This is a genomic window from Streptomyces lavendofoliae (genome assembly GCF_014649735.1).
Taxonomy (GTDB): Bacteria; Actinomycetota; Actinomycetes; order Streptomycetales; family Streptomycetaceae; genus Streptomyces; species Streptomyces lavendofoliae.
Genome location: NZ_BMTP01000007.1, coordinates 127,709 through 149,618, shown reverse-complemented (window position 1 = coordinate 149,618; position 21,910 = coordinate 127,709). Strand labels below are relative to the sequence as shown.

18 protein-coding genes and 2 tRNA genes are annotated in these 21,910 nt (G+C 73.8%); 16 read left to right on the top strand and 4 right to left on the bottom strand.

All coding sequences use genetic code 11. The features are described 5' to 3' along the window. Positions 1-38: 38 nt before the first annotated feature. Complete coding sequence (locus IE109_RS15395) at positions 39-689, top strand: SCO2584 family spore wall biosynthesis protein (RefSeq protein WP_189551442.1); 651 nt, start codon at positions 39-41, stop codon at positions 687-689. Positions 690-754: 65 nt separating this feature from the next. Further along, positions 755-1,906: an SCO2583 family membrane protein gene (locus IE109_RS15390; RefSeq protein WP_229891082.1), complete on the top strand. Its 1,152-nt coding sequence runs from the start codon at positions 755-757 to the stop codon at positions 1,904-1,906. Between the two features lie 79 nt (positions 1,907-1,985). On the opposite strand, the gene IE109_RS15385 is transcribed toward IE109_RS15390, so the two are convergent. Further along, positions 1,986-3,056: a M48 family metallopeptidase gene (locus IE109_RS15385; protein WP_189551441.1), complete on the bottom strand. Its 1,071-nt coding sequence runs from the start codon at positions 3,054-3,056 to the stop codon at positions 1,986-1,988. A 119-nt stretch (positions 3,057-3,175) separates the two neighbouring features. On the opposite strand from IE109_RS15385, the gene IE109_RS15380 reads away from it, so the two are divergent. The 8 genes from IE109_RS15380 to IE109_RS15345 all read left to right on the top strand — a co-directional run bounded on the left by IE109_RS15380 (position 3,176) and on the right by IE109_RS15345 (position 8,299). Then, positions 3,176-3,352: a hypothetical protein gene (locus IE109_RS15380; protein ID WP_189551440.1), complete on the top strand. Its 177-nt coding sequence runs from the start codon at positions 3,176-3,178 to the stop codon at positions 3,350-3,352. Between the two features lie 83 nt (positions 3,353-3,435). After that, positions 3,436-3,594: a hypothetical protein gene (locus IE109_RS15375; protein ID WP_189551439.1), complete on the top strand. Its 159-nt coding sequence runs from the start codon at positions 3,436-3,438 to the stop codon at positions 3,592-3,594. 67 nt (positions 3,595-3,661) lie between these two features. Then, positions 3,662-4,282 (top strand): nicotinate-nucleotide adenylyltransferase, encoded by a 621-nt coding sequence (gene nadD, locus IE109_RS15370; RefSeq protein WP_189551438.1) that lies wholly within the window; start codon positions 3,662-3,664, stop codon positions 4,280-4,282. A gap of 19 nt (positions 4,283-4,301) precedes the next feature. Further along, entirely contained in the window at positions 4,302-6,110 is a 1,809-nt protein-coding gene (locus tag IE109_RS15365) for an LCP family protein (RefSeq protein WP_189551437.1), read from the top strand. Positions 6,111-6,195: 85 nt separating this feature from the next. Beyond that, entirely contained in the window at positions 6,196-6,642 is a 447-nt protein-coding gene (rsfS, locus tag IE109_RS15360) for a ribosome silencing factor (protein ID WP_189551436.1), read from the top strand. Next, the gene (locus IE109_RS15355; RefSeq protein ID WP_189551620.1) at positions 6,639-7,292 is read left to right on the top strand and encodes a histidine phosphatase family protein; all 654 of its coding nucleotides are present in this window, start codon (positions 6,639-6,641) and stop codon (positions 7,290-7,292) included. The genes rsfS and IE109_RS15355 overlap by 4 nt, the downstream gene beginning before the upstream one ends. A gap of 73 nt (positions 7,293-7,365) precedes the next feature. Further along, positions 7,366-7,438: transfer RNA gene (locus IE109_RS15350), tRNA-Ala, on the top strand. 627 nt (positions 7,439-8,065) lie between these two features. After that, on the top strand, positions 8,066-8,299 hold the full coding sequence (locus tag IE109_RS15345) for a hypothetical protein (RefSeq protein WP_064069556.1): 234 nt from the start codon (positions 8,066-8,068) through the stop codon (positions 8,297-8,299). Here IE109_RS15345 and IE109_RS15340 read toward each other — a convergent pair. Further along, positions 8,278-9,486, bottom strand: a complete 1,209-nt coding sequence (locus tag IE109_RS15340; protein ID WP_189551435.1) for a glycosyltransferase 87 family protein — start codon at positions 9,484-9,486, stop codon at positions 8,278-8,280. The two genes, IE109_RS15345 and IE109_RS15340, sit on opposite strands and share 22 nt — an antisense overlap. Before the next feature lie 150 nt (positions 9,487-9,636). Here IE109_RS15340 and IE109_RS15335 point away from each other — a divergent pair. Then, positions 9,637-9,709, top strand: a tRNA-Ala gene (locus IE109_RS15335). A 138-nt stretch (positions 9,710-9,847) separates the two neighbouring features. On the opposite strand, the gene IE109_RS15330 is transcribed toward IE109_RS15335, so the two are convergent. Together IE109_RS15330 and IE109_RS15325 are read right to left on the bottom strand one after the other, a co-directional pair. Beyond that, positions 9,848-11,431 carry an NADH-quinone oxidoreductase subunit NuoF family protein gene (locus IE109_RS15330; protein ID WP_189551434.1) on the bottom strand — a complete coding sequence of 528 codons (1,584 nt, stop codon included), beginning with the start codon at positions 11,429-11,431 and terminating at the stop codon, positions 9,848-9,850. Next, positions 11,428-12,783: a hypothetical protein gene (locus IE109_RS15325; RefSeq protein WP_229891080.1), complete on the bottom strand. Its 1,356-nt coding sequence runs from the start codon at positions 12,781-12,783 to the stop codon at positions 11,428-11,430. Before IE109_RS15325 ends, IE109_RS15330 begins: the two co-directional genes overlap by 4 nt. Positions 12,784-13,186: 403 nt before the next feature. Here IE109_RS15325 and leuS point away from each other — a divergent pair, with 403 nt between their 5' ends. The 5 genes from leuS to IE109_RS15300 all read left to right on the top strand — a co-directional run bounded on the left by leuS (position 13,187) and on the right by IE109_RS15300 (position 21,908). After that, positions 13,187-16,057 (top strand): leucine--tRNA ligase, encoded by a 2,871-nt coding sequence (gene leuS, locus IE109_RS15320; protein WP_189551433.1) that lies wholly within the window; start codon positions 13,187-13,189, stop codon positions 16,055-16,057. Positions 16,058-16,268: 211 nt separating this feature from the next. After that, positions 16,269-17,054: a magnesium transporter CorA family protein gene (locus IE109_RS15315; protein ID WP_189551432.1), complete on the top strand. Its 786-nt coding sequence runs from the start codon at positions 16,269-16,271 to the stop codon at positions 17,052-17,054. Between the two features lie 66 nt (positions 17,055-17,120). Beyond that, the gene (locus tag IE109_RS15310; protein WP_189551431.1) at positions 17,121-17,966 is read left to right on the top strand and encodes a DegV family protein; all 846 of its coding nucleotides are present in this window, start codon (positions 17,121-17,123) and stop codon (positions 17,964-17,966) included. Between the two features lie 850 nt (positions 17,967-18,816). Further along, positions 18,817-19,422 (top strand): helix-hairpin-helix domain-containing protein, encoded by a 606-nt coding sequence (locus IE109_RS15305; RefSeq protein ID WP_189551430.1) that lies wholly within the window; start codon positions 18,817-18,819, stop codon positions 19,420-19,422. Beyond that, positions 19,419-21,908 carry a ComEC/Rec2 family competence protein gene (locus tag IE109_RS15300; RefSeq protein ID WP_189551429.1) on the top strand — a complete coding sequence of 830 codons (2,490 nt, stop codon included), beginning with the start codon at positions 19,419-19,421 and terminating at the stop codon, positions 21,906-21,908. Before IE109_RS15305 ends, IE109_RS15300 begins: the two co-directional genes overlap by 4 nt. Positions 21,909-21,910 lie beyond the last annotated feature (2 nt).

Below are 21,910 nucleotides of genomic sequence, written 5' to 3'. Positions count from 1 at the left end.
CCCTGCCCAAAAGCACCTCCTCGGTCTACGCTGGGACCGTGCCGGACGACGTGGGGGGCAGGCCGTTCCCGGACGGCTGGGAGCCCGACGACGACCGCGGGGGCGCCGACGACGACTTCGCCTCCGTGGTGTTCGACGAGGACTTCGTCCGGGCCGCCGTGATCCATGAACCCAGCGCCGTGGAACGCCTGTTGGCCGCCGCCCGGGCGCGGGCCGACGCCGAGGCCGCGCGGGCCGGCGCGGGCGGTGCTTCCGCCGACGACCCCTACGGCGACGGGTACGCGCCAGGGGCCCGCGCGCCGGGGTACGCCGACCGGTACGGGCCCGCCGACAACGCCGGTCCCTACGGGGCGCACGGCGGCGCCCTGCGGCCCTACCGGCCCAGCTCCCGCTGGCACCGGCCGGTGGCGTGGGTCCTCGCGGTGGTGATGGGCGTCGGGATGGTCGCCCTCGCCTTCACGGCCGTCTACCGGGGATCCTCCTCCGGCGGGCGCGGCGGGCAGGTGCCGGCGCCCGCGACCAGCGGCGTCGACACACCACCCGCGCCCCCGGCGCCCGCCCGCACCGGACCCGAGGTCACCGACCGGGTCGGTACCGGCCCGCACCGCGCCCCGCCCGCCCGCACCGCGTCCCCGGCCTCCGCCGGGCATGGTGCCGCACCCGTGCCGACGCTGCCGCGAACACCCTAGGGCCGCCCGCGTGTTGTCCCGTACCAGCGCGTTTACCGGACCCTCCGCGGACCTACCCTGAAGGTATGGCAGGGCGTGGCGACCCGCCCGAGGGGACACCCGACGGAATCCCCGGCGGCGGTGAGGACGAGTACGGGTCCGTCGTCTTCGACGAGTCGTTCGTCCGCGCTGCCCGCCTCCAGGAGTACTCGGCGCGGGAACGCCTGGAGGACAGCGCCCGGGCCGTACGGAGCCGTCCCGAGGGGGAGGTGCCGCCACTCACCGGTGCCCGCCCCCGGCACGGCGCCCTGCTCTTCGTGCTGGTCCTCGCGGTGACCTTCGCCGCCGTGGTGTACCTGAGCGCCCGCAACGCCTACCAGCCGTCGGCCGAGCGGCGCGCCGAGCCGCTGCTGACCACGGTGGTATCGCTCGCCCCGCGGGGCACGGTCCCCGGCGGGGATCCCGCCGCCCTGTACGCCCGCAGTCCCGCCGCGTCGTTCCGCTCCGGCGCCGCCGGGGTCACCCTCCCGGCCGCCCGGCGCACCGCCCACTTCTCCGTGGGCCATGTGGTCACCGCGCTGAGCACCGCCAAGGACTACCTGGTGCTGTCCTCGCTCGACCCGGACGTCGTCACCGGCGACGCCGTCCGGCAGATCCGGCTGCTGCTCGATCCCGACCAGCTGGAGCAGTTCGACCGCAGTGTCGACTCCCCGGCCGATGACGGGCGGCACGCCGCGACCGGCTGGCTGGTGCGCTTCGACACGGCCGAGGTGGCGCTCGCGGACACCGCCACGCGGGTACGGGGGACGATGCGGGTGGCGGAGGTGGGGCCGGACACCCTGGAGGTGGCGTCGGACCACACCCTCGTCTACGCGGTGCGCCCGGCCGGCGCGGCTCCCGCCGCCGACGCCTCGCTGTTCACCGTGCGCCGCGAGCTGATCTTCCGCTTCGACCGCGAGGACCTGCGGATGCACCGCGCGGAGGTGCTGACCAGCCGCGTGCAGGCCGGCCCCCAGTCCTGCTCGGCCGACCCGGCGGGCTTCCTGCACCCCGTGCTCGCCGGACACCGCGCCACTCCGGAGGGGCCCGGGCTCACCGACCCGTACGCCACCGGCACCCGGGCCGCGCCCGCCCTCTGCGGCGCCCTGGCGCCCTTGACCCAGCCCGCCCTCCCGGCTCCCGTCCGCCCGGCGCCCGCCACCGGGGGGAGGGGCGGAGGGGGCCGGGACGGGCGGTGACGGGGACCGGGCCGACCGGCGGCGCGGTCCGCCGGACGCCGCTGTGTGCCGACGGGGCGCTGTGCCGGTGGGGGCGCGGTCAGTCCGAGGCGGCCGGGCCGTCGCCGCCCGGTCGGCCCGTACCGCCGGAACCGCCGGTGAACCGGTCGCGGAGCTTGCCGCCCAGGTCACCCGCGCCGCCGGCTATGTCGCCGACCAGCTTCATCAGCGGGTCCTTGCTGCCGCGCACCGACTCGGCGTAGTGGGACGCGGACTCGCGGAAGGAATCCGTGACCGACGTGTCCTTGTCCTCCGAGCGGCGCGGGTAGTGGCCGTCCATGATCCGCTGGTAGTCGCGGCTCTCGGCCCACTTCTTCAGCTCGGCGGCCCGCACCGTGGTGAACGGGTGCGAGCGGGGCAGCACGTTCAGGATCTTCAGCACCGAGTCGCGCAGGTCGCCCCCGGCCTCGTACTCCTCCGCCTGCTCCAGGAACGCGTCCACGTTCATCTCGTGCAGGTGGTTGCCGCCGGCTATCTTCATCAGCCCGCGCATCGAGGCCCGTAGGTCCTGGCCCACCAGCAGCCCGGCCCGGTCAGCCGACAGCTCGGACTTGCGGAACCACTCGCGCAGCGCCGTCACGATCGCCATGATCGCGACGTTGCCGAGGGGGATCCAGGCGACCTTCAGCGCCAGGTTGGTCAGGAACAGCAGCACCGTGCGGTACACGGCGTGACCCGACAGCGCGTGGCCCACCTCGTGCCCGACGACCGCCCGCATCTCCTCCTCGTCCAGCAGCTCGATCAGCCCGGTCGTCACGACGATGATCGGCTCGTCCAGGCCGATGCACATGGCGTTCGGCTTCGGGTCCTGCGTGACGTACATCGCGGGGACCTTCTCCAGGTCCAGGATGTAACAGGCGTCCCGCAGCATGCCGTTGAGGTGGGTGAACTGCGCGTCACCCACCCGCACCGAGTCGGACAGGAACAGCAGCCGCAGGCTGCGCTCCGGCAGCAGCCCGCTCAGCGCCTTGAAGACCGTGTCGAAGCCGCTGAGCTTGCGCAGGGCGACGAGTGCCGACCGGTCCGCCGGGTGTTCGTAGGCCCGGGACGAAAGGCCCGGGAACCGCCTGCGCTGCCTGCTCGGTACGTTCTCGTGGCTGCCGTCGGTCATGAAAATGCCCCCATCTCCGTACGAGACCTGTCTCGTCCCCCTGACGGCCCCCAGCGTAGGCGCTGAAGCCACGGTGTGAACGAGCCTGTGGACAACCGGGGAGCGCCGATGGAGCGCCGATGGAGCGCCGAGGGGCACACCGCCGTGCCGGGCGCCGTCGCGCCGCCGACCGCCGCCTTCGCTCCGCGAGACCCGGCGACACGCTCCGGATCGTGCCGGCCGTCCGCCTCGCCGGAGCCGCCCCGCCCGCCCGGTTCCCGCCGCGCGGACAGCGCGACACCGGCGACAACGACTGAGTCGGCGTGAGCGTGCCCGGACGGCCCGCATACGATGTGCGCGAAGTCTCCGCTCCGACTCCGATGGATAGGTCCTGCCGAAGATGAGCCTCCCCACCACCGCCGCCAGTCTCGTCACGCTCGCCGAGGGCGCCGAGCACGGCAATCACGCCAGCCTCAACCCGTACCTCACCGGCGGCGGCGCCTTCGTCGTGCTGCTCCTGCTGCTGTGGATCACCACGCGCTTCAACCGCGACCGCTGATCCCCGGCCGCCCCACCCCGCGACCGCCGGGACCGCCCGCGGTGCCGTGCCAGTAGGCTCTGCACGCATGGGAGACCAGCAAGTGCCGACCAGTTCCGGCAAGCGCCGACTCGGCGTGATGGGCGGGACGTTCGACCCGATCCACCACGGACACCTGGTGGCCGCCAGCGAGGTGGCCGCCCTGTTCCACCTGGACGAGGTGGTGTTCGTACCGACCGGGCAGCCGTGGCAGAAGAGCCACAAGAACGTCTCCCCGGCGGAGGACCGTTACCTGATGACGGTCATCGCGACGGCGTCCAACCCGCAGTTCTCGGTCAGCCGCATCGACATCGACCGCGGCGGACCGACGTACACCATCGACACGCTGCGGGACCTGCGTGACCTCAACGAGGACACGGACCTGTTCTTCATCACCGGAGCGGACGCGCTGTCCCAGATCATGCCGGGATGGCGCAACGCCGAGGAACTCTTCTCGCTCGCCCACTTCATCGGGGTGACCCGTCCCGGACACGACCTGTCGGACGACGGGCTGCCCGAGGGCGGGGTCTCCCTGGTCGAGGTGCCCGCGCTGGCCATCTCCTCGTCGGACTGCCGGGCGCGGGTCGCCGCGGGCGATCCCGTCTGGTACCTGGTGCCGGACGGCGTCGTGCGCTACATCGACAAGCGCCAGTTGTACCGGGGCGAATGAGCCACGGAGAGGGGCACCGGTGAACGACCAGCAGAACCCGTACGACCCGTATTACCCGCCGCAGCCGCAGGTCGTCGGCTACGACGCCTACGGGCAGCCGGTGTACCAGCAGCAGGCTCCGCAGCACCAGGAGCAGCAGTACGACCCGTACAACTCGTACGACCCGCACACACAGCCCCAGCAGACCCACCAGCCCCAGCAGTCCTACGGCTACGACCAGTACGACCAGTACGCGCAGTCCCAGCAACCTCAGCACGACCAGCAGCCCCAGCAGCAGTACGACCCTTCGTACGCCCAGCAGGGGTACGGGTACGAGGGCTACGCGACCGGCTACGGCGCCGCCCCGCAGCAGCCGGCACCGCAGCCCGCCCCGGAGCAGTACCCGCCGCAGCAGTACCCGCAGGAGCAGTACCCGCAGGAGCAGCCGCCGCACGCGCGGCCCGAGGCCCCGCCGGCCGCCGCCGTGCCCGGGCAGCGCCGCCGGGCCTCCGGGCCCGAACCGCAGCAGCGCCGGCCGGGAACGGAGCCGGGAACCGAAACGCAGCCGGAACCGGAGCCGGAGGCCGGGCGCGAGTACCGGACCGAGCAGTTCTCCTTCGTCGAGGACCCGGACGAGGACTCCGAAGACGTCATCGACTGGCTCAAGTTCACCGAGAGCCGGTCCGAGCGCCGTGAGGAGGCCAAACGGCGGGGCCGCCACCGGGTCGTCGCGCTCGTCGTCGTCCTGGCCGTCGCCCTGATCGGCGGCCTCGGCTACCTGTGGTCCGCCGGCCTGCTCCCCGGCCTGTCCGAGCGGAAGACCGGGCAGGGCGCCACCGCGAGCGGTCCGCAGCAGCGGGACGTGATCGTCCTGCACCTGCACAACACCGGGAGCAAGGAGACCTCCACGGCGCTCCTGGTCGACAACGCCACCACCAAGCAGGGCACCACCGTCCTGCTGCCCAACTCGCTCTCCGTCGCCAACGACGACGGCACCACCACCACGCTCGCGAAGTCCGTCGACGACGACGGCTCCGCCGGCACCCGCGAGGCGCTCGGCGCCCTGCTGGGCACCAGGATCAGCGGGACGTGGCGGCTCGACACCCCGTATCTGGAGAACCTGGTCGAACTGGTCGGCGGCATCGAGGCCGCCACGGACACCGAGGTCCCCGGTGCGAAGGAGGGCGACCCGCCGCTCGTGCCCGAGGGCGAGGGCCAGACCCTGAACGGGCGCATGGCCGTCGCGTACGCCACCCACCGGGGGCCCGGCGAGGCGGAGGCCGCGCAGCTGCGGCGGTTCGGCCAGGTCGTCCTCGGCGTCCTGCGCAAGATGTCGGACGACCCCCGGTCGGCGACGGTCACCATCGAGACGCTCGCGCAGATCCTGGACCCGTCGCTGCCGGAGAAGGACCTCGGCGCCTCCCTCGCCAGGCTCGCCCAGCACGCCAAGGTGGGCGACCACAGGACGGCGCTGCTGCCCGTGCAGGAGGACGGCACGCTCAGTGAGCAGGCCACCAGCGGTGTGGTGAAGGACATCCTCGGCGGATCGGTCAGCGCGCCGGAGCAGGGCTCGGCCGTCCGGGTCGGCGTCCGGAACGCCTCGGGCGACGAGGACGCCACCGAGGCGGCACGCGTCCGGCTGATCAACGGCGGCTACGCCGTCATCGACGGAGGCAAGGCCGACACGGAGTCGTCCTCGCAGGTCATCTACGGTGAGGCCGCACACCGGGCGAAGGCGGAGGAGGTCGCCAAGACCCTCGGTCTGCCCCCGGGCGCCGTGGCGCAGGGCAAGGCGGCGGCCAACGCGGACGTCACGGTCGTCCTGGGCCGGGACTACGAGACCGGGTAGCGGCGGGGCGGAATACGGGTTTGCCGGGCTGTCGGCGGTACGTGAGACCCTGGGGGTGTTCTGGACCGCCGACGAAAGCTTGCATGTGACCGCCACTGACCGCTCCATCGAGCTCGTGACCGCCGCCGCCCAGGCGGCTGCCGACCGGCTCGCGCACGACATCATCGCCTACGACGTCAGCGACGTGCTGTCGATCACCGACGCCTTCCTGCTCGCCTCCGCGCCCAACGACCGCCAGGTCAAGTCGATCGTGGACGAGATCGAGGAGCGGCTCAACAAGGAACTGGGCGCCAAGCCGGTCCGCCGCGAGGGCGACCGAGACGCCCGCTGGATCCTGCTGGACTACGTCGACATCGTCGTCCACGTCCAGCACAGCGAGGAGCGGGTCTTCTACGCCCTGGAACGGCTGTGGAAGGACTGCCCCGAGCTGCCCCTGCCCGAGGACGCCGTGAAGACCCGGGGCAAGGCGGAGGAGCACGCCCGGCTCAGCGGCGCCGACGCCGTCGACGGCTCGGACGGTGAGCTGAGCTGAACGGCAGCAAGGGCGGCAGGGGCCGCCGGATCGTCCTGTGGAGGCACGGCCAGACGTCGTGGAACCTGGAGCGCCGTTTCCAGGGCTCCACGGACATCGAGCTGACCGACACGGGTGTGGCCCAGGCGCGCCGGGCGGCGCGGCTCCTCGCGGCGCTGAAGCCGGACGCGATCATCGCCTCCGACCTCAGGCGCGCGGCGGCCACGGCCGCCGAGCTGGCCGCGCTCACCGGCCTCCGGGTCGACCATGACTCGGCGCTGCGCGAGACGTACGCGGGCGAGTGGCAGGGCCTCACGCACGAGGAGATCCTGGCGCGGTACGGCGAGCAGTACGCCGCGTGGAAGCGCGGGGAGCCGGTGCGGCGCGGGGGCGGAGAGCTGGAGACGGAGGTGGCCGACCGGGCCGCCCCCGTGGTGCTGGCGCACGCCGAGAAGCTCCCGGACGACGGCACGCTCGTCGTGGTCAGTCACGGTGGCACCATCCGCACCACCATCGGCCGGCTCCTCGGCCTGGAGTCGTACCACTGGGAGGGCCTGGGCGGCCTCTCGAACTGCTGCTGGTCCGTGCTGGGCGAGGGCGCTCGCGGCTGGCGGCTGCTGGAACACAACGCCGGAACGCTCCCCGAGCCGGTCCTCGGCGACGACGACTGACCCGGATTTCACTTTCCGGCAGGTCACAGGCTAAAGTTCTTCTTGTTCGCAGCGCGGAGCGCGGAGAACACGAGGGGCTATAGCTCAGTTGGTAGAGCGCCTGCATGGCATGCAGGAGGTCAGGAGTTCAATTCTCCTTAGCTCCACAGTCACCGGATCCCGTCCCCACAGGGGGCGGGATTCGTGTTTTCCCGCCCCTGGCCGCCCGCCCCCGCACAGCTCCGGAAGCGCCCGGGTGCTCAGCCGGGGACCTCCCGGTGGCGGTGGCCTCCCGGTGCCGTTGATCGACAGCGACACCGACGTCATCCGTGTCTTGCCCGCCCGCGTGCCGCCCGTACGCCCCGCGCAGCCGCGCCACCATCAACGGCCGGACGCGGGTCGAGGGCGTCGATGATGCCCTGGATCTCCTTCCTGAGCCGTCTGAACGTGCCGGGCCCGCCCGCTTCGGCCGACGCGCTGTGGGTATGCGCCCTGGCGGTGTCCGCGGCCTCGCTCGTGGGGGCGTCGGCCGGGCTGGTGCGCCGACCCCGCTGACCCCGGTGCCGGGCCATGGCAGAATCGGACGGCCGGAGGGGGACGAAGATCCGGACGGGAGGGAGTTCGCGATGGCGGCCAGCGGTTTCGAGGAGGCTTCCGACCCGCTCGTCACGGCGCGGTCGCGTTCCGGACTCAGCTGTCCCTCGTGCGGTTCGGCCCACGTCGCCCAGGTGCTCGGTGACAATGGCGGCGTGTCCTACGTGTGCACGTCCTGCGGCCACAGCTGGAGCTGATTCATGGGTGCGCACAGGCGGAAATGCGACTGGTGCGGCAGCGGTACGCCGATCGTCCGGGACATGGACCCGGTCAATCCCACGTACCAGTACTGGTGCGAGGAGTGCGCGCGGGCGCTGATCATAAAAGGCGACCCCATCGAGACCTACCGGGAACTCGAAGGGGAGCCGATCTACGGGCGCCTGCTCGACGAGCACTGCACCCTCAAGCGGTTCTACTCCTTCGCCACCGCCTGACCCGTCCGCCACCGTCCGGTCCCGAACGCCGCCAGGAGTCCCAGCCCGACCAGCGTGTAGAGGGCGGACAGCAGCATCTGCCAGCCGTTCTGGTGGAGTTCGAGCCGGACCGGCGCCGGGGCGTGCGGCACCCACCACAGGGCGAACGACGCGAACACCAGGGCCACGCCCACGGTCCAGGCCGGCCGCGCCCTGGTCGCCAGCAGGATCAGCGTCGGCACGCACCACACCCAGTGGTGCGACCACGAGATCGGGCTCACCAGCAGCGCGGTCGTCGCGCACGCCACCACGGCCACCGGCCGGTCGTCCCGCAGCGCCGCGAGGACCGCGACCGTGATTCCCGCCACACCCACGACGACGGCCGCGAGCAGCCACCACACCCCCGGGTCGGTGGTGTGCATCAGACGGGCCAGCACGCCGTTGAGCGACTGGTTCGCCGTCTCCTCCTTGCGCCCGACCCGGCTGGTCTCGAAGATCATCTCGGTCCAGAAGCGGCGCGAGTCGTACGGCAGGACGACCGCCGACGCCACGGTCACACCGAGGAACACCCCGGTGGCCGTCGCCGCCTGCCGCAGCCAGGGGTTCCACCCGTGCGCACGCGCGCGTGCCACCCCCACCACCAGCAGCAGCACGACGAACAGGCCCGGCGTCAGCTTCACCGCCGTGGCCAGCCCGATGCCCACCCCGGCCCACCGGTGGTTCTCCCGCCGTGTCAGATCCCACAGCACCGCCACCGCCACGAGCAGATTGATCTGCCCGTACCGCAGCGTCGTCCACACCGGCTCGCACCAGACCAGGACGGCGGCCACCCACAGTGCCGTGCCCGGCCGGTCACGGCCCACCAGGCGCAGCGACAGGTGCACCAGCGCCAGCAGCAGGAGCAGGTTCCCCGCCGTGGCCAGGGTGCGCATCTCGGGGACGCCGAGCAGGGTCAGCGGCGTGAACAGCAGCGCGGCGAACGGCGGGTAGGTCGTCGGCAGGTTCGCCGACGTGGCGCGCATCGCGTACAGGTCGCCCCCGGCCAGGACCGTCTCGCCCTCGGCCCGGTAGACGGAGAGGTCGAGCATGGTGACGTGGGCGGCGCGCTGCGCCATCCAGAAGGCGGCGAAGGACAGCAGGCAGGCCGTCGCGGCGGCGGTGAGGGGCAGCTCCCGGAGGCGCGCCCGGAGGGTGGAGGTCACGGTCACAAGGGGCGACGCTACCGGCCAGAGCCCTACGGACCGTAAACGATTTGGTGAACCACCGGGGGGACCGTGTAATGTTCTCCGTGTCGCCGCGAGGGAAGCCCGCAAGGGAAACCCGGCCGGGAGGAAACTCCGGAGGGCGGCACACCGCAAGGGGCTATAGCTCAGTTGGTAGAGCGCCTGCATGGCATGCAGGAGGTCAGGAGTTCAATTCTCCTTAGCTCCACAGAACGTGGAAGGCGGGCCATCCGATCGGATGGCCCGCCTTTCTCATGCCCCGAAGCCCGGCTCCCGCCGACCCCCCGCCCGTCGTTCCGGGGGTGCGAGGGGACCCCCGGCGGCCGGGGGCCGCCGGGGAACCCGGTCAATTGCGACCGCTGCCAAGGGCCTTGCGGCCGGCGCTCGGCAACGCCGGGCGCGAGGGGCGTTCCTGGGGTGCCCGCTCCAGCCGGAGCGCGAGCTCGGGGCAGCGCCGTACCGCCAGCTGGGCGCGGTCCCGCAGATGGGTCGGCACGGACGCGTCCGCGAGCACCGGGTAGCCGTCGCGGCCCATGCGGATCAGCTCGGGGACGATGTCCGCGCACAGTCCGTGCCCCTTGCACAGCGTCCAGTCCACCGCCAGCTTCTCGCCGCTCGGGATGGACTCCACGACCTCCTGGTAGCCCGGCTCGGGCAGCGGCAGCACACCGAGCGTCGGGCGCCCGCAGCCGCCGTGCAGGACGTGCGCGGCCAGGTCGTCGGTGAAGGCGGACAGCGTCGAGCCGAAGAAGCGGGCCGACCCGTCCGGGTGCTTGCACACGCCCCGTCCCTTCACCGCCTGGGTGACCTCGCGCAGCGCCTCCAGGGCGGCCGGACCGCCGCCGTTGAGCACGTCCGACAGGCCGCCGGCCGCCGCGGGCAGCCCCAGGCGGCAGGGGCCGCACTGGCCGGCCGTCTCGGCCGCGAGCCAGTTCGCCACGCGCTGCGCCTCGCCCAGCGGACAGGTGTCGGGACCGATCGGCAGGATCGCCCCGGCTCCCAGGGCGCCCCCCACGGCCGCCATGGACTGCTTCGAGATGACGCAGTTGTCGACCGCCATGGAGTCGATCCAGTTGCCGTGGTAGCCGCCGGTCAGCACGCCCTGCGGGACCGGCGGCGCGCCCGCGAGCTGGAGGACGTACCGCATGGGGACGCCCGTCGGGACCTCCACCACCATGGGCCGGGCCACCTGCCCGGAGATGGTCAGCATCACCGTGCCGGGCTCGCTGTCCAGCCCGTGCTGGGCGTAGCGCCCGGCGCCGGTCCTGGCCGCGACGGCGAGCTGTGCGAACGTCTCCGCGTTCGAGAGCAGCGTCGGCGCGTTGCCCACCCCCGACTCGGCGGCGCGCTCACGGCGGCCCGGCGGGATGGCGGGGCCGCCGTTGACGGCGCGGATCACGGAGGACGCCTCACCGGAGACCATGCGCTCCGGGGTGCGGACGACACGCGCGCGCAGCCGCTGCCCGCGCCGGTCGGACAGGCCCCGCTCGGCGAGGGCGGCGCGGATGGAGATCTCGGTGGAGTTGCGGGTCACCGCGACGACCAGGGTGCGGGCGCCGAGGGCCTCCGCGGCCAGCAGGGCGCCGTCGAGGATGAGGTGCGGGGCGCGGTTGAGGAGGACCGTGTCCTTGCGGCACGCGGGCTCGCCCTCGCTGCCGTTGACCACCACGACGGGGCGCACCCCGCGCCGGATGGTCGCCTTGGCGACCGCGCGCAGCTTCCGGCCGAACGGGAAGCCGGCGCCGCCCCGTCCGGTGAGGGATATCTCCTCGGCGAGCTGGGCCAGCCGCTCACCGCCCATGGGTTCGAGGGGGCCGTGCACCTTCAGGTGCATCTGGAGGTCGAGCCGCTCGACGAGGTCGAAGCCCTGGGTGAGCTGGGGGAGGCCGACGACGCGGACTTCGGGGACGTCGGGGAGCGGGGCGTTCACGGGCGGTCTCCTGCTGGTGCGGTCCAGGGCTCGCCGGCCGGCGGCTGCTGGAAGGGGCCCGGTACGGGCGGGTTGGGGCCGCCGGCGCCGTACGGCGCCGGGGCGGGCTGATGACCGTAGGAGGGCGGGGCGGGCTCGGGGTCGTACGAGGGCGGGATCGGCTCGTGGTCGTACGAGGCCGGGGCCGGGGACGGCGTGGGCGGCGGCGGGGAGGGGGTCGGCCAGTAGCCGGGCCGGGTCGCCGGTTCGTCGGTGACGACCGGCAGCTCCTCCGTCATCGGGACGCGCTCGGCGTACGGGATCTCCTCGGTGGGGCCGCCCGCGCCGGCACCGGTGCCGGCGTTGTTCAGCGACACGGCCCGGTAGGCCGCCGAGATGCCCGCCCCCATGGTCCCGGGGGACGACGCGGGGAAGCCGGGTTCGTACGCCGGCGCCGGGGGCGGGGTCAGGGTGCGGGGCCGCTCGCGCGGGCGGCCGAGCGGGAGGCCCGGGGACCCGTCCGGTGCCGGGGGGCGTCCGGCTGGCTCCCGGCGCAGCTCCTCGAAGGGGCGGGGGGCGTCGTAGGGCGCGGGCGGGACGATGTCCGCCGAGCCGGGCAGCGGCGACACCGAGGAGTCCCGCCGCCGGCCGCGTCCGCGGCCCGCCTTCTCCGCCCCCGGCCCGAGCAGGCCGAGGACGCGGTCCGCGAGGTGCTGCCGCACGGGCTCGGGCAGCAGCCGCAGCGACACGGCGGAGGCGACCCCGACGAGCGCGAGGCAGTACATGGTGGTCACCCAGGTGGCCGCGGGGCGACCCGCGTAGAGCCCGTGGACGAGCGCGCAGCACCAGGCCGGGTAGGCCAGCATGTGCAGGGGCCGCCAGCGGGCCGCGATGCTGCCCCGGCCGGCGAGGGCGCTGCGGGCGGCGCCGGTGGACGCGGCGACCACCATCAGCAGGCCGGCGAGCGACCCGAAGCCGATCAGACCGGACGTGCCGGTCACTCCGAGCCCGAACGGGACGAGGGCCCCGATGAGTTCCACGTGCCCCAGGGACACCTTCACGGTGGCGTGGAGGAGGAGGAAGCCGAGGGACGCCACCGCGGTGGCGCGGTGGACGGCCTGGGCGAGGAGCCGGTTCCGGGTGGAGAGAAGGAGCCGGTCCTGCGCGAACAGCCCCCATGCCACGGAGGCCGTCAGGGACACGAGGGAGAGGACGCCCGACGCGAAGTCCAGGGCGGCGCGGAAGCTGTCGCTCCCGCCGATGGCGAGCACCGGTATGAGTACCAGCGCGGCCGCCGTGAGCCCGCCCTGTACCGGCTTGCCCACGCCGGCCTGGACGGCGGGCGATGAGCGGATCTTGCGATGAGGGTTCATGGGGGGCGACTCCAGTGGTGCGGAAAAGAGGTCCCGTGGCCGCATGCTAAGTCGAGGCATACCAAGCGGTACGAGCTTTGAGCGTTTAAAGTTCGGAACGGCCGACAACTGACTTTGGGGTTGCCCTGGATAGGGTCGATACGCGGAGTAACGCTGAGGCCCGCGGTGCCGTCCGGCGCCGTGACCGGCCCGTGGACCTCGATGCGGCCCGGACGGGCCCTGCGGTACCCTGACGCCATGCGTGCCGTACGCCTTCTGCTTAGCGAGCCGCGCTGATCAGTCCCGGCGGATTCACGATCCGGCCGGAATCGGCGCGGCGTCCCCTCCTGTGCGAGGGGTTTTTTCATTTCGCCGCGTCACAGAGCGGCAGCGGGCAGAGACGATCGATGGAGCTTTAAGGATCATGAGCGAGATGAATTCGGCTGCTGTCGAGGCAGCAGCCCCGCATCGTTACACGGCGGCCATGGCCGCCGACATCGAGGCACGCTGGCAGGACTTCTGGGACGCCGAGGGCACCTACGAGGCGCCCAACCCGAGCGGTGACCTGGCGGGCGACCCGGACGTGGTCGCCCGGCCCAAGAAGTTCATCATGGACATGTTCCCCTATCCCTCGGGCGCCGGTCTCCACGTCGGCCACCCCCTGGGCTACATCGCCACCGACGTCTTCGCCCGGCACCAGCGCATGACCGGGCACAACGTCCTGCACACCCTGGGCTTCGACGCCTTCGGCCTGCCCGCGGAGCAGTACGCCGTCCAGACCGGCACGCACCCGCGGGTGTCGACGGAGGCGAACATCGAGAACATGAAGGTCCAGCTGCGCCGGCTGGGTCTGGGCCACGACAAGCGCCGGTCCTTCGCCACGATCGACCCGGACTACTACAAGTGGACCCAGTGGATCTTCGTGCAGATCTTCAACTCCTGGTACGACGACGAGGCGGGGAAGGCCCGCCCCATCGCCGACCTGGTCGCGCTGTTCGAAAGCGGTGAGCGTCCCGTACCCGGCACCACGCGCGCGTGGAGCGAGCTGACCGCCGCCGAGCGCGCGGACGTCCTGGGCGAGTACCGCCTGGCGTACGCCTCGGACGCGCCGGTCAACTGGTGCCCCGGCCTGGGCACCGTGCTGGCCAACGAGGAGGTCACCGCCGACGGCCGCTCCGAGCGCGGCAACTTCCCCGTCTTCAAGGCCAAGCTGCGCCAGTGGAACATGCGCATCACCGCCTACGCCGACCGGCTGCTGGACGACCTGGACGCACTGGACTGGCCCGAGGCCATCAAGCTCCAGCAGCGCAACTGGATCGGCCGCTCCGAGGGCGCCCGCGTCGACTTCGCCGTCGGCGACGACGCCATCACCGTCTTCACCACCCGCCAGGACACCCTGTTCGGCGCCACCTACATGGTGCTGGCGCCCGAGCACGAGCTGGTCGGGAAGATCGTCCCGGCGGCGTGGCCCGAGGGCACGCACGACGTCTGGACGGGCGGATACGCCACCCCTGCCGAGGCCGTCGACGCGTACCGCAAGCAGGCCGCGTCCAAGTCCGACGTCGAGCGCCAGGCCGAGGCCAAGGACAAGACCGGCGTCTTCACCGGCGCCTACGCGATCAACCCGGTCAGCGGCGACCGCGTGCCGGTCTTCATCGCGGACTACGTCCTGATGGGCTACGGCACCGGCGCCATCATGGCCGTTCCGGCGCACGACAGCCGCGACTTCGCCTTCGCCCGCGCCTTCGAGCTGCCGATGCGCTGCGTCGTCGAGCCCTCCGACGACCGGGGCACCGACCCCTCCACGTGGGACGAGGCGTTCGACTCCTACGACGCGAAGCTCGTCAACTCGTCGAACGACGAGATCTCGCTGGACGGTCTGGGCGTCGTCGAGGCCAAGGCGAGGATCACCGACTGGCTGGTCGCCCGGGGCATCGGCGAGGGCACCGTCAACTTCCGGCTGCGGGACTGGCTGTTCAGCCGGCAGCGCTACTGGGGCGAGCCCTTCCCGATCGTCTACGACGAGGACGGCATCGCCCACGCGCTGCCCGAGTCGATGCTGCCGCTGGAGCTGCCCGAGGTCGAGGACTACTCGCCCCGCACCTTCGACCCGGACGACGCCGACACCCAGCCCGAGACGCCGCTGTCGCGCAACGAGGACTGGGTCAACGTCACCCTGGACCTGGGCGACGGCCCCAAGAAGTACCGGCGCGAGACCAACACCATGCCCAACTGGGCCGGTTCCTGCTGGTACGAGCTGCGCTACCTGGACCCGCACAACGACTCCGCGCTGGTCGACCCCGCCATCGAGCAGTACTGGATGGGCCCGCGCGAGGGACAGCCGCACGGCGGCGTCGACCTGTACGTCGGCGGCGCCGAGCATGCCGTCCTGCACCTGCTGTACGCGCGCTTCTGGTCCAAGGTCCTGTACGACCTGGGACACGTCTCCTCGGCCGAGCCGTTCCACAAGCTGTACAACCAGGGCATGATCCAGGCCTTCGTCTACCGGGACGCGCGGGGCATCGCCGTACCGGCCGCCGAGGTCGAGGAGCGCGACGGAGCCTTCTGGTACCAGGGCGAGAAGGTCAGCCGCGTCCTGGGCAAGATGGGCAAGTCCCTGAAGAACGCCGTGACCCCGGACGAGATCTGCGCCGAGTACGGCGCGGACACCCTGCGCCTGTACGAGATGGCCATGGGCCCGCTGGACGTCTCCCGGCCCTGGGACACGCGCGCGGTGGTGGGCCAGTACCGGCTGCTGCAGCGGCTGTGGCGGAACATCGTCGACGAGTCGACCGGTGAGGTCACCGTGGTGGACACCGAGCCCGACGAGGACACGCTGCGCGCCCTGCACAAGGCCATCGACGGCGTGTCCCAGGACATGGCGGCGATGCGGTTCAACACGGCGATCGCCAAGGTCACCGAGCTGAACAACTACCTGACCAAGACCGGCGCCCCGGTGTCGCGGTCGGTCGCCGAGCGGCTGGTGCTGCTGGTCGCCCCCCTGGCCCCGCACATCGCCGAGGAGCTGTGGCGCAAGCTGGGCCACACCGAGTCCGTCGTCCACCAGGACTTCCCGGTCGCCGACCCGGCGTACGTCGTCGACGAGACGGTGACCTGCGTCGTGCAGATCAAGGGCAAGGTCAAGGCGCGCCTGGAGGTCTCCCCGTCCATCACGGACGCGGACCTGGAGGCGCTGGCCCTGGCCGACGAGGGCGTCGTCGCGGCACTGGGCGGCGCGGGCATCCGCAAGGTGATCGTCCGGGCGCCGAAGCTGGTCAACATCGTCCCGGCGTGACGCGGGCGATCCGCACGGCCTCATCCGTACGGCCAGGACCAGGACGGCGTGATGCGGGTGTGACGCGAGCGTCGCACGGCGCCTAGGTGTTTTCCCCTACGGGCAGGTTGGGGGTTCCGATGGAACCCTCGGCCTGCCCGTTCCGTTTACCGTGGAGGAACAGACGGCCGGCCGCGTCCGGAGCGGTACCCGGCGACACCAAGGGGACTTCATGGCAGAAGCGATCGCGATCCTGGCGCTGCTCTTCGTCGCCTTCGTCGCTCTGGGGGTGTACGTGACCGTGAAGGCGGTCAAGGCCGCCAAGCGCGGAGTCGACCGCACCATCACCCAGGCGCGGCGAACCGTCGAGGACACCACGCTGCGGGCCAAGAGCTACGGCACCGGCGGCGTGAAGGCCGAGCTGGCGCACCTGCGCCTGTCGCTGCGGACCTCCATGCGGGCCACCCAGGACGCACTGGAGGCGGGCGCGGTGGAGGACGCCTCGCTGCAGGAGTCCCTGGAGCTGTTCCGCAGGCTCAGCGCCCACGGGCACGAACTGGACGCCGACCTCAAGCGGCTGGAGCGGGACCCGGACAGGGCCGGGGTCGCCGCCCAGCTCGACGACCTGCGCGAGCGCACCGAGCGGATCACCCACTCGGCGGAGTCGCTGCGGTGGGCGGCCCGCGACCGGGCCCGGAACTTCGCGGACGACGACCTGGCGTCACTGAGCGCGCAGATCGACGTGGAGGCCGGCGCGCTGCGCCACTGGGCCGGGCGCGAGCAGGACGACCTCTCCTGGGTGGAGGAGGCGGCGGGACGATCCCCGGAACCGTCCGGGCCGGCCGCAGACCGGACCGAGCCCACGGGCACCGGGCCCGAAGCGCGCTCCGCGGAGGAGGCGGGCGCCGGCCGCGACGCGTCCGGTACCGGCACGCCCAGGGCGATCACCGCGAAGGACCCGCGGCAACAGCCCTACTACTCCTGGCAGAAGTCGGCCCGTCCCGAGACCACGAACTGATCGGATTCGATCACGAGGCGGGGGCGGGCTGCCGTACGGCGCCCCGACCGGGGTACCCTCCCGGTCATGTCCCGCCATGTCGCGATCGTCACCGATTCAACGGCCTACCTGCCGCCGCAGACGATGGAGCGGCACGGTATCACCGCGGTGCCGCTGACCGTCGTCCTCGGCGACCAGGCCCTTGAGGAGGGCACCGAGATCTCGGCCCGCTCGCTGGCCCTCGCGCTCCAGAAGCGCCGCTCGGTGACCACGTCGCGGCCCGGCCCGGAGGTGTTCGCCGAGGCATACCGGGCGGCGGCCGGCCGGGGCGCCACCGCGATCGTCTCGCTGCACCTGTCCGCCGAGTTCTCGGGTACGTACGACGCCGCCCTGTTGGCCGCCAAGGAGGCGACGGTGCCGGTGCGGGTCGTCGACACCGGCATGGTCGCCATGGCGCTGGGCTTCTGCGCGCTGGCCGCCGCCGAGGCGGCGGAGACAGGAGGCTCACCGGACGAGGTGGTCGCCGCCGCCGAGAAGCGGGCCGCCGGGACCTCCGCGTACTTCTACGTCGACACGCTCGAGTACCTGCGCCGGGGCGGCCGCATCGGCGCGGCCCAGGCGCTGCTGGGCTCCGCGCTCGCGGTGAAGCCGCTGCTGGAGCTGGAGGGCGGGCGGATCGAACTGCGCGAGAAGGTGCGCACGGCGTCGAAGGCGATCGCCCGCCTGGAGGAGATCGCCGCCGAGCGGGCGGGTGCGAGCCCGGTGGACATCGCGGTGCACCACCTCGCGGCATCCGACCGGGCAGGCGCCCTGGCCGACCGGCTGCGCGCCCGCGTCCCCGGCCTGGCCGAGCTGCACGTCAGCGAGGTCGGCGCGGTCATCGGCGCGCACACCGGGCCGGGGCTGCTGGGGGTGGTCGTCTCCGCGCGGTGACCGCCCGGCTCACCCGGACGGGTGGGCGGGTTTTCCACAACTGCCGGGTTGTCCACGGATTTTGGCGCGGCACGGCGGGGTGGGGCGATGGTGTCTACCGTGCTGTGGCATGGAAACGCGAACACACTCCGTGACATTCTCCTCGCCTCGAGTACGCGCTGTGAGCGGACCCGGCCGGCCGCCCGGGTCGGACGGCCGCTCGCGGAGCCGCCGGGGTCCCGCCCGGCACCGGCTGCGCGGACGCGCAGGGGCACGGGCCGAGGCGTTGGCCCGCCGCCGGGCGGACGCGCTCTTCGCAGGGGCGGGCGCGTCCGCGACGCACCCGCCGCCCCCCGCCGTCGACCCCGCACCGACGCGCCCGACGGCTGGTGACGCCCGGGTCGGGTCGCCGGCGGCTCGTGCTGCGGTTGGCGCGGATGGGGCGGCCGGTGGTGGTGCGGCCTGTGGTGACGCGGCCGACTCGCGTGCGCTCGGTGATTCGCCGGTGCCGCGTCGGCCGGGTGCGTGGCCCGTGCCACGGGTGACCGGGGGCGGCACGGCCGTGTCGCCGGGGACCGATGATGATACGGCCGGGACGCGGGAGGTTGATGGTGGCTCGGCCGGGGCGCGGGCGGCCGGTGCCGCGTCCGGGGCGCCCGCGGCGCGGCTCGCGCGGTGGAGGCGGGTGACGACCGGCGGCCCGGCCGGGGCGGCAGCGACAGACCCGTCCGAAGGGGCCGCTGCGCCGGATCCGGATCCGGATCCGGATCCGGATCGGACTGCGGCGGGGGAGCGGGCGCCGGGGCGCCGGGAGCGGTGGCGGCAGGCGCTGCGGGACCGGGTGCCGCTGTGGGTGCAGGCGCGCTGCGGGATGGAAGCCCGTACGGTCGTCGCGCTGGCCGTCGTCCTGGCCGTGGCCGCCGTCGTCGCCGGCCGCTACTTCTGGGTGGGCCGTCCGGAGCCCGTCCGGGCTCCCGAACTGGTCACGGAGGCGGCGCCGACGGCGGCGGGGCCCGCGACCCGCCGGACCCCGGCAGGCGCGCCGCCCGTCGTGGTCGACGTGAGCGGCACGGTACGGCGGCCGGGCGTGCTGCGGCTGCCCGCGGGGTCGCGGGTCGCCGACGCCCTGCGCGCGGCGGGCGGGGCCAGGCCGGGCACCGACCTCACGGGGCTGAACCGGGCGCGGGTGCTCATGGACGGCGAGCACGTCGTGGTGGGGGTGGCCGCGCCACCTCCGGGGCTCGCGTCCGGGACGTCCGCGGCGGCCGGCCCCGGTGGCGGCGCGGGGCCGGTGAGCCTGAACAGCGCCACCGTGGAGCAGCTCGACACGCTGCCGGGCGTCGGCCCCGTGCTGGCCCGGCACATCGTCGACTACCGCACCGGCCATGGAGGATTCCGGTCGGTCGACGAGCTGCGCGAGGTCGACGGGATCGGCGAACGCCGGTTCGCGGATCTCCAGCCCCTCGTACAGCCGTGACCCGCCAGGCGGTTCACGCCGCGTCGGGTACGCCGCTGGGGGTCGCCGACCCATGGCAGGAAGCCCCGGCCGACGCCCGGCTCGTGGCACCCGCCCTGGCGGCGTGGGCAGCGGCCGCCCTCGCGCTGGGCGCGCCAGGCGGATGGACGGCGGCGGGGGTGGCGCTCTGCGCCGTGACAGGTGTGCTGGTGCTCCTCGGGAGCCCGCAGAGGGGCTGGAGGGGCAACGGCCCGGCGTGCGCGGCCGTGTTGCTCTGCGCCGCGGCCGGTGCGGCGTCCGCGGGGCTGCACGGCGCCGACCTCGCGCGGGGTCCGCTGCCCGAACTGGCGGAGCGGCACGCGAGGGTCACCGTGGAGGCGACGGTCACGTCCGATCCCCGGCTCAGCCGTGTGCGGGTCCTCGGCCCGAGGGCGCCCCGTGCCTCCGTCGTGCTGGACGCCGAGGTGACCCGGGTGACGGCCACCGACGGAGCGGTCACCAGGGTCCGCACGCCCGTCCTGGTGATCGTCCCGGCGGGCGGCGAGGACTGGCGGCGGCTGCTGCCCTCGACCCGGCTGAGCCTGGCGGGGCGGGTCGCGCCGCCGCACCGGGCCGGCGAACCGTTCGCCGCCGTCCTGCGGGCGGACGCCGGCCCACCGCGGATCACCGGGCCGCCGACCTCCCTCCAGCAGGCCGCCGGGAAGCTGCGCGCGGGGTTGCGTACCGCCACCGACGGACTGCCGCCGGACGCGCGCGCCCTGCTGCCCGGGCTGGTCGTCGGGGACACCTCCCGTATCCCGTCCGACCTGCACGACGCCTTCCGGGCGACGGACCTCACACATCTGCTGGCCGTCTCCGGCAGCAACCTCACGATCGTCCTGCTGCTGCTCATCGGCCCGCCCGGCAGCGCGCTCAGGGCGGAACGCGGCGGTCTGGCGCCCCGGTTGGGGATCCCGCTCCGGGGCACTGCGATGCTCGGCGGGGCGCTGACCCTCGGCTTCGTCCTGGTCTGCCGGCCCGACCCGAGCGTGCTGCGCGCCGCCGCCTGCGGCCTGATCACCCTGCTGGCGATCGGCACCGGGCGGCGCCGATCGCTGATCCCCGCGCTCGCCGCCGCCGTCCTGCTGCTGGTGCTGTACGACCCGTGGCTGGCGCGGAGCTACGGCTTCCTGCTGTCGGTCCTGGCCACCGGGGCGCTCCTCACCGTGGCCCCGGGCTGGAGCGCCGCGCTGCGCAGGCACCGGGTGCCACCACGTATCGCGGAGGTGCTGGCCGCGACGGCCGCGGCGCAGGCGGTGTGCGCCCCGGTGGTGGCCGTGTTCGCCGCGCGGATCAGCCTGGTGGCGATCCCGTGCAACCTGGTGGCGGAGCTCGCGGTGGCCCCGGCGACCGTGCTCGGGTTCGCCGCGCTGGCGGTGGCACCGGTCGCGATGCCGGTGGCCGGGCTGTTCGCCGCCTGCGCGGGATGGCCGGCCGGGTGGATCGCCGGCGTCGCCCGCACGGGTGCCGCGCTCCCCGGTGCGGAGGCCGGGTGGCCCGGCGGCTGGCTCGGGGGTCTGCTGCTCGCGGCCGTCACCGGGCTGCTGGTGCTCTGGGTGCGCCGGGTGCGGCACCGGGCGTGGCTGGCGGGAGCGTGCGCGGTGCTGCTGGTGCTCGCCGTGGTACGGCCACCGCCGCTCATCAGGCTGGTCACCGGGTGGCCGCCGTCCGGCTGGGTGTTCGCCATGTGCGACGTCGGCCAGGGGGACGCGACGGTGCTGGCAGCGGGCGGCGGCTCGGCCGTGGTGGTGGACGCCGGCCCCGATCCCGCCCTGGTGGACCGCTGTCTGCGGTCGCTCGGCGTCAGCCGGGTCCCGCTCGTCGTCCTCACCCACTTCCACGCCGACCACGTCGCGGGCCTCCCGGGCGTGCTGCGGGGGCGGGAGGTCGGGGCGATCCAGACCACGGGCCTCCAGGACCCGGCGGACCAGGCGGCGTTCGTGCGGAGGACCGCCGCCGGGGCGGGGGTGCCGGTCGTCCGGGCGGGGGCCGGTGAGCGCCGGCGGGTCGGGCCGCTCGACTGGCGGGTGCTGTGGCCGGGCGACGCCGCCCCCGGCCCGGCACCGGAGGGGCCGAACGACGCCAGCGTCGCGCTCCTCGTCCGTGTCGGCGACGGCACGCCCGCGACGACCCTGCTGCTCCTCGGCGACCTCGAGCCGCCGGCCCAGCAGGGCCTGCTGCGGGCCCACCCGGACCTGCCGCCGGTGGACGTGCTGAAGGTCGCCCACCACGGCTCGGCGCACCAGGACCCGCGCCTGTTGGACAGGGCCCGGCCCCGGCTGGCCCTGGTGTCGGCCGGGCGGGACAACCCGTACGGCCATCCGTCACCCCGGACGGTCGACACCCTGCGGGCCGGGGGAGCGGTGGTGCTGAGCACCGACAGGCACGGCGCGATCGCCGTGACGGGAAGGGGGAGGGAGCTGCGCGCCACCACGGCGGAGGCCCCGGGGCCGGGGACGGAACCCTGACG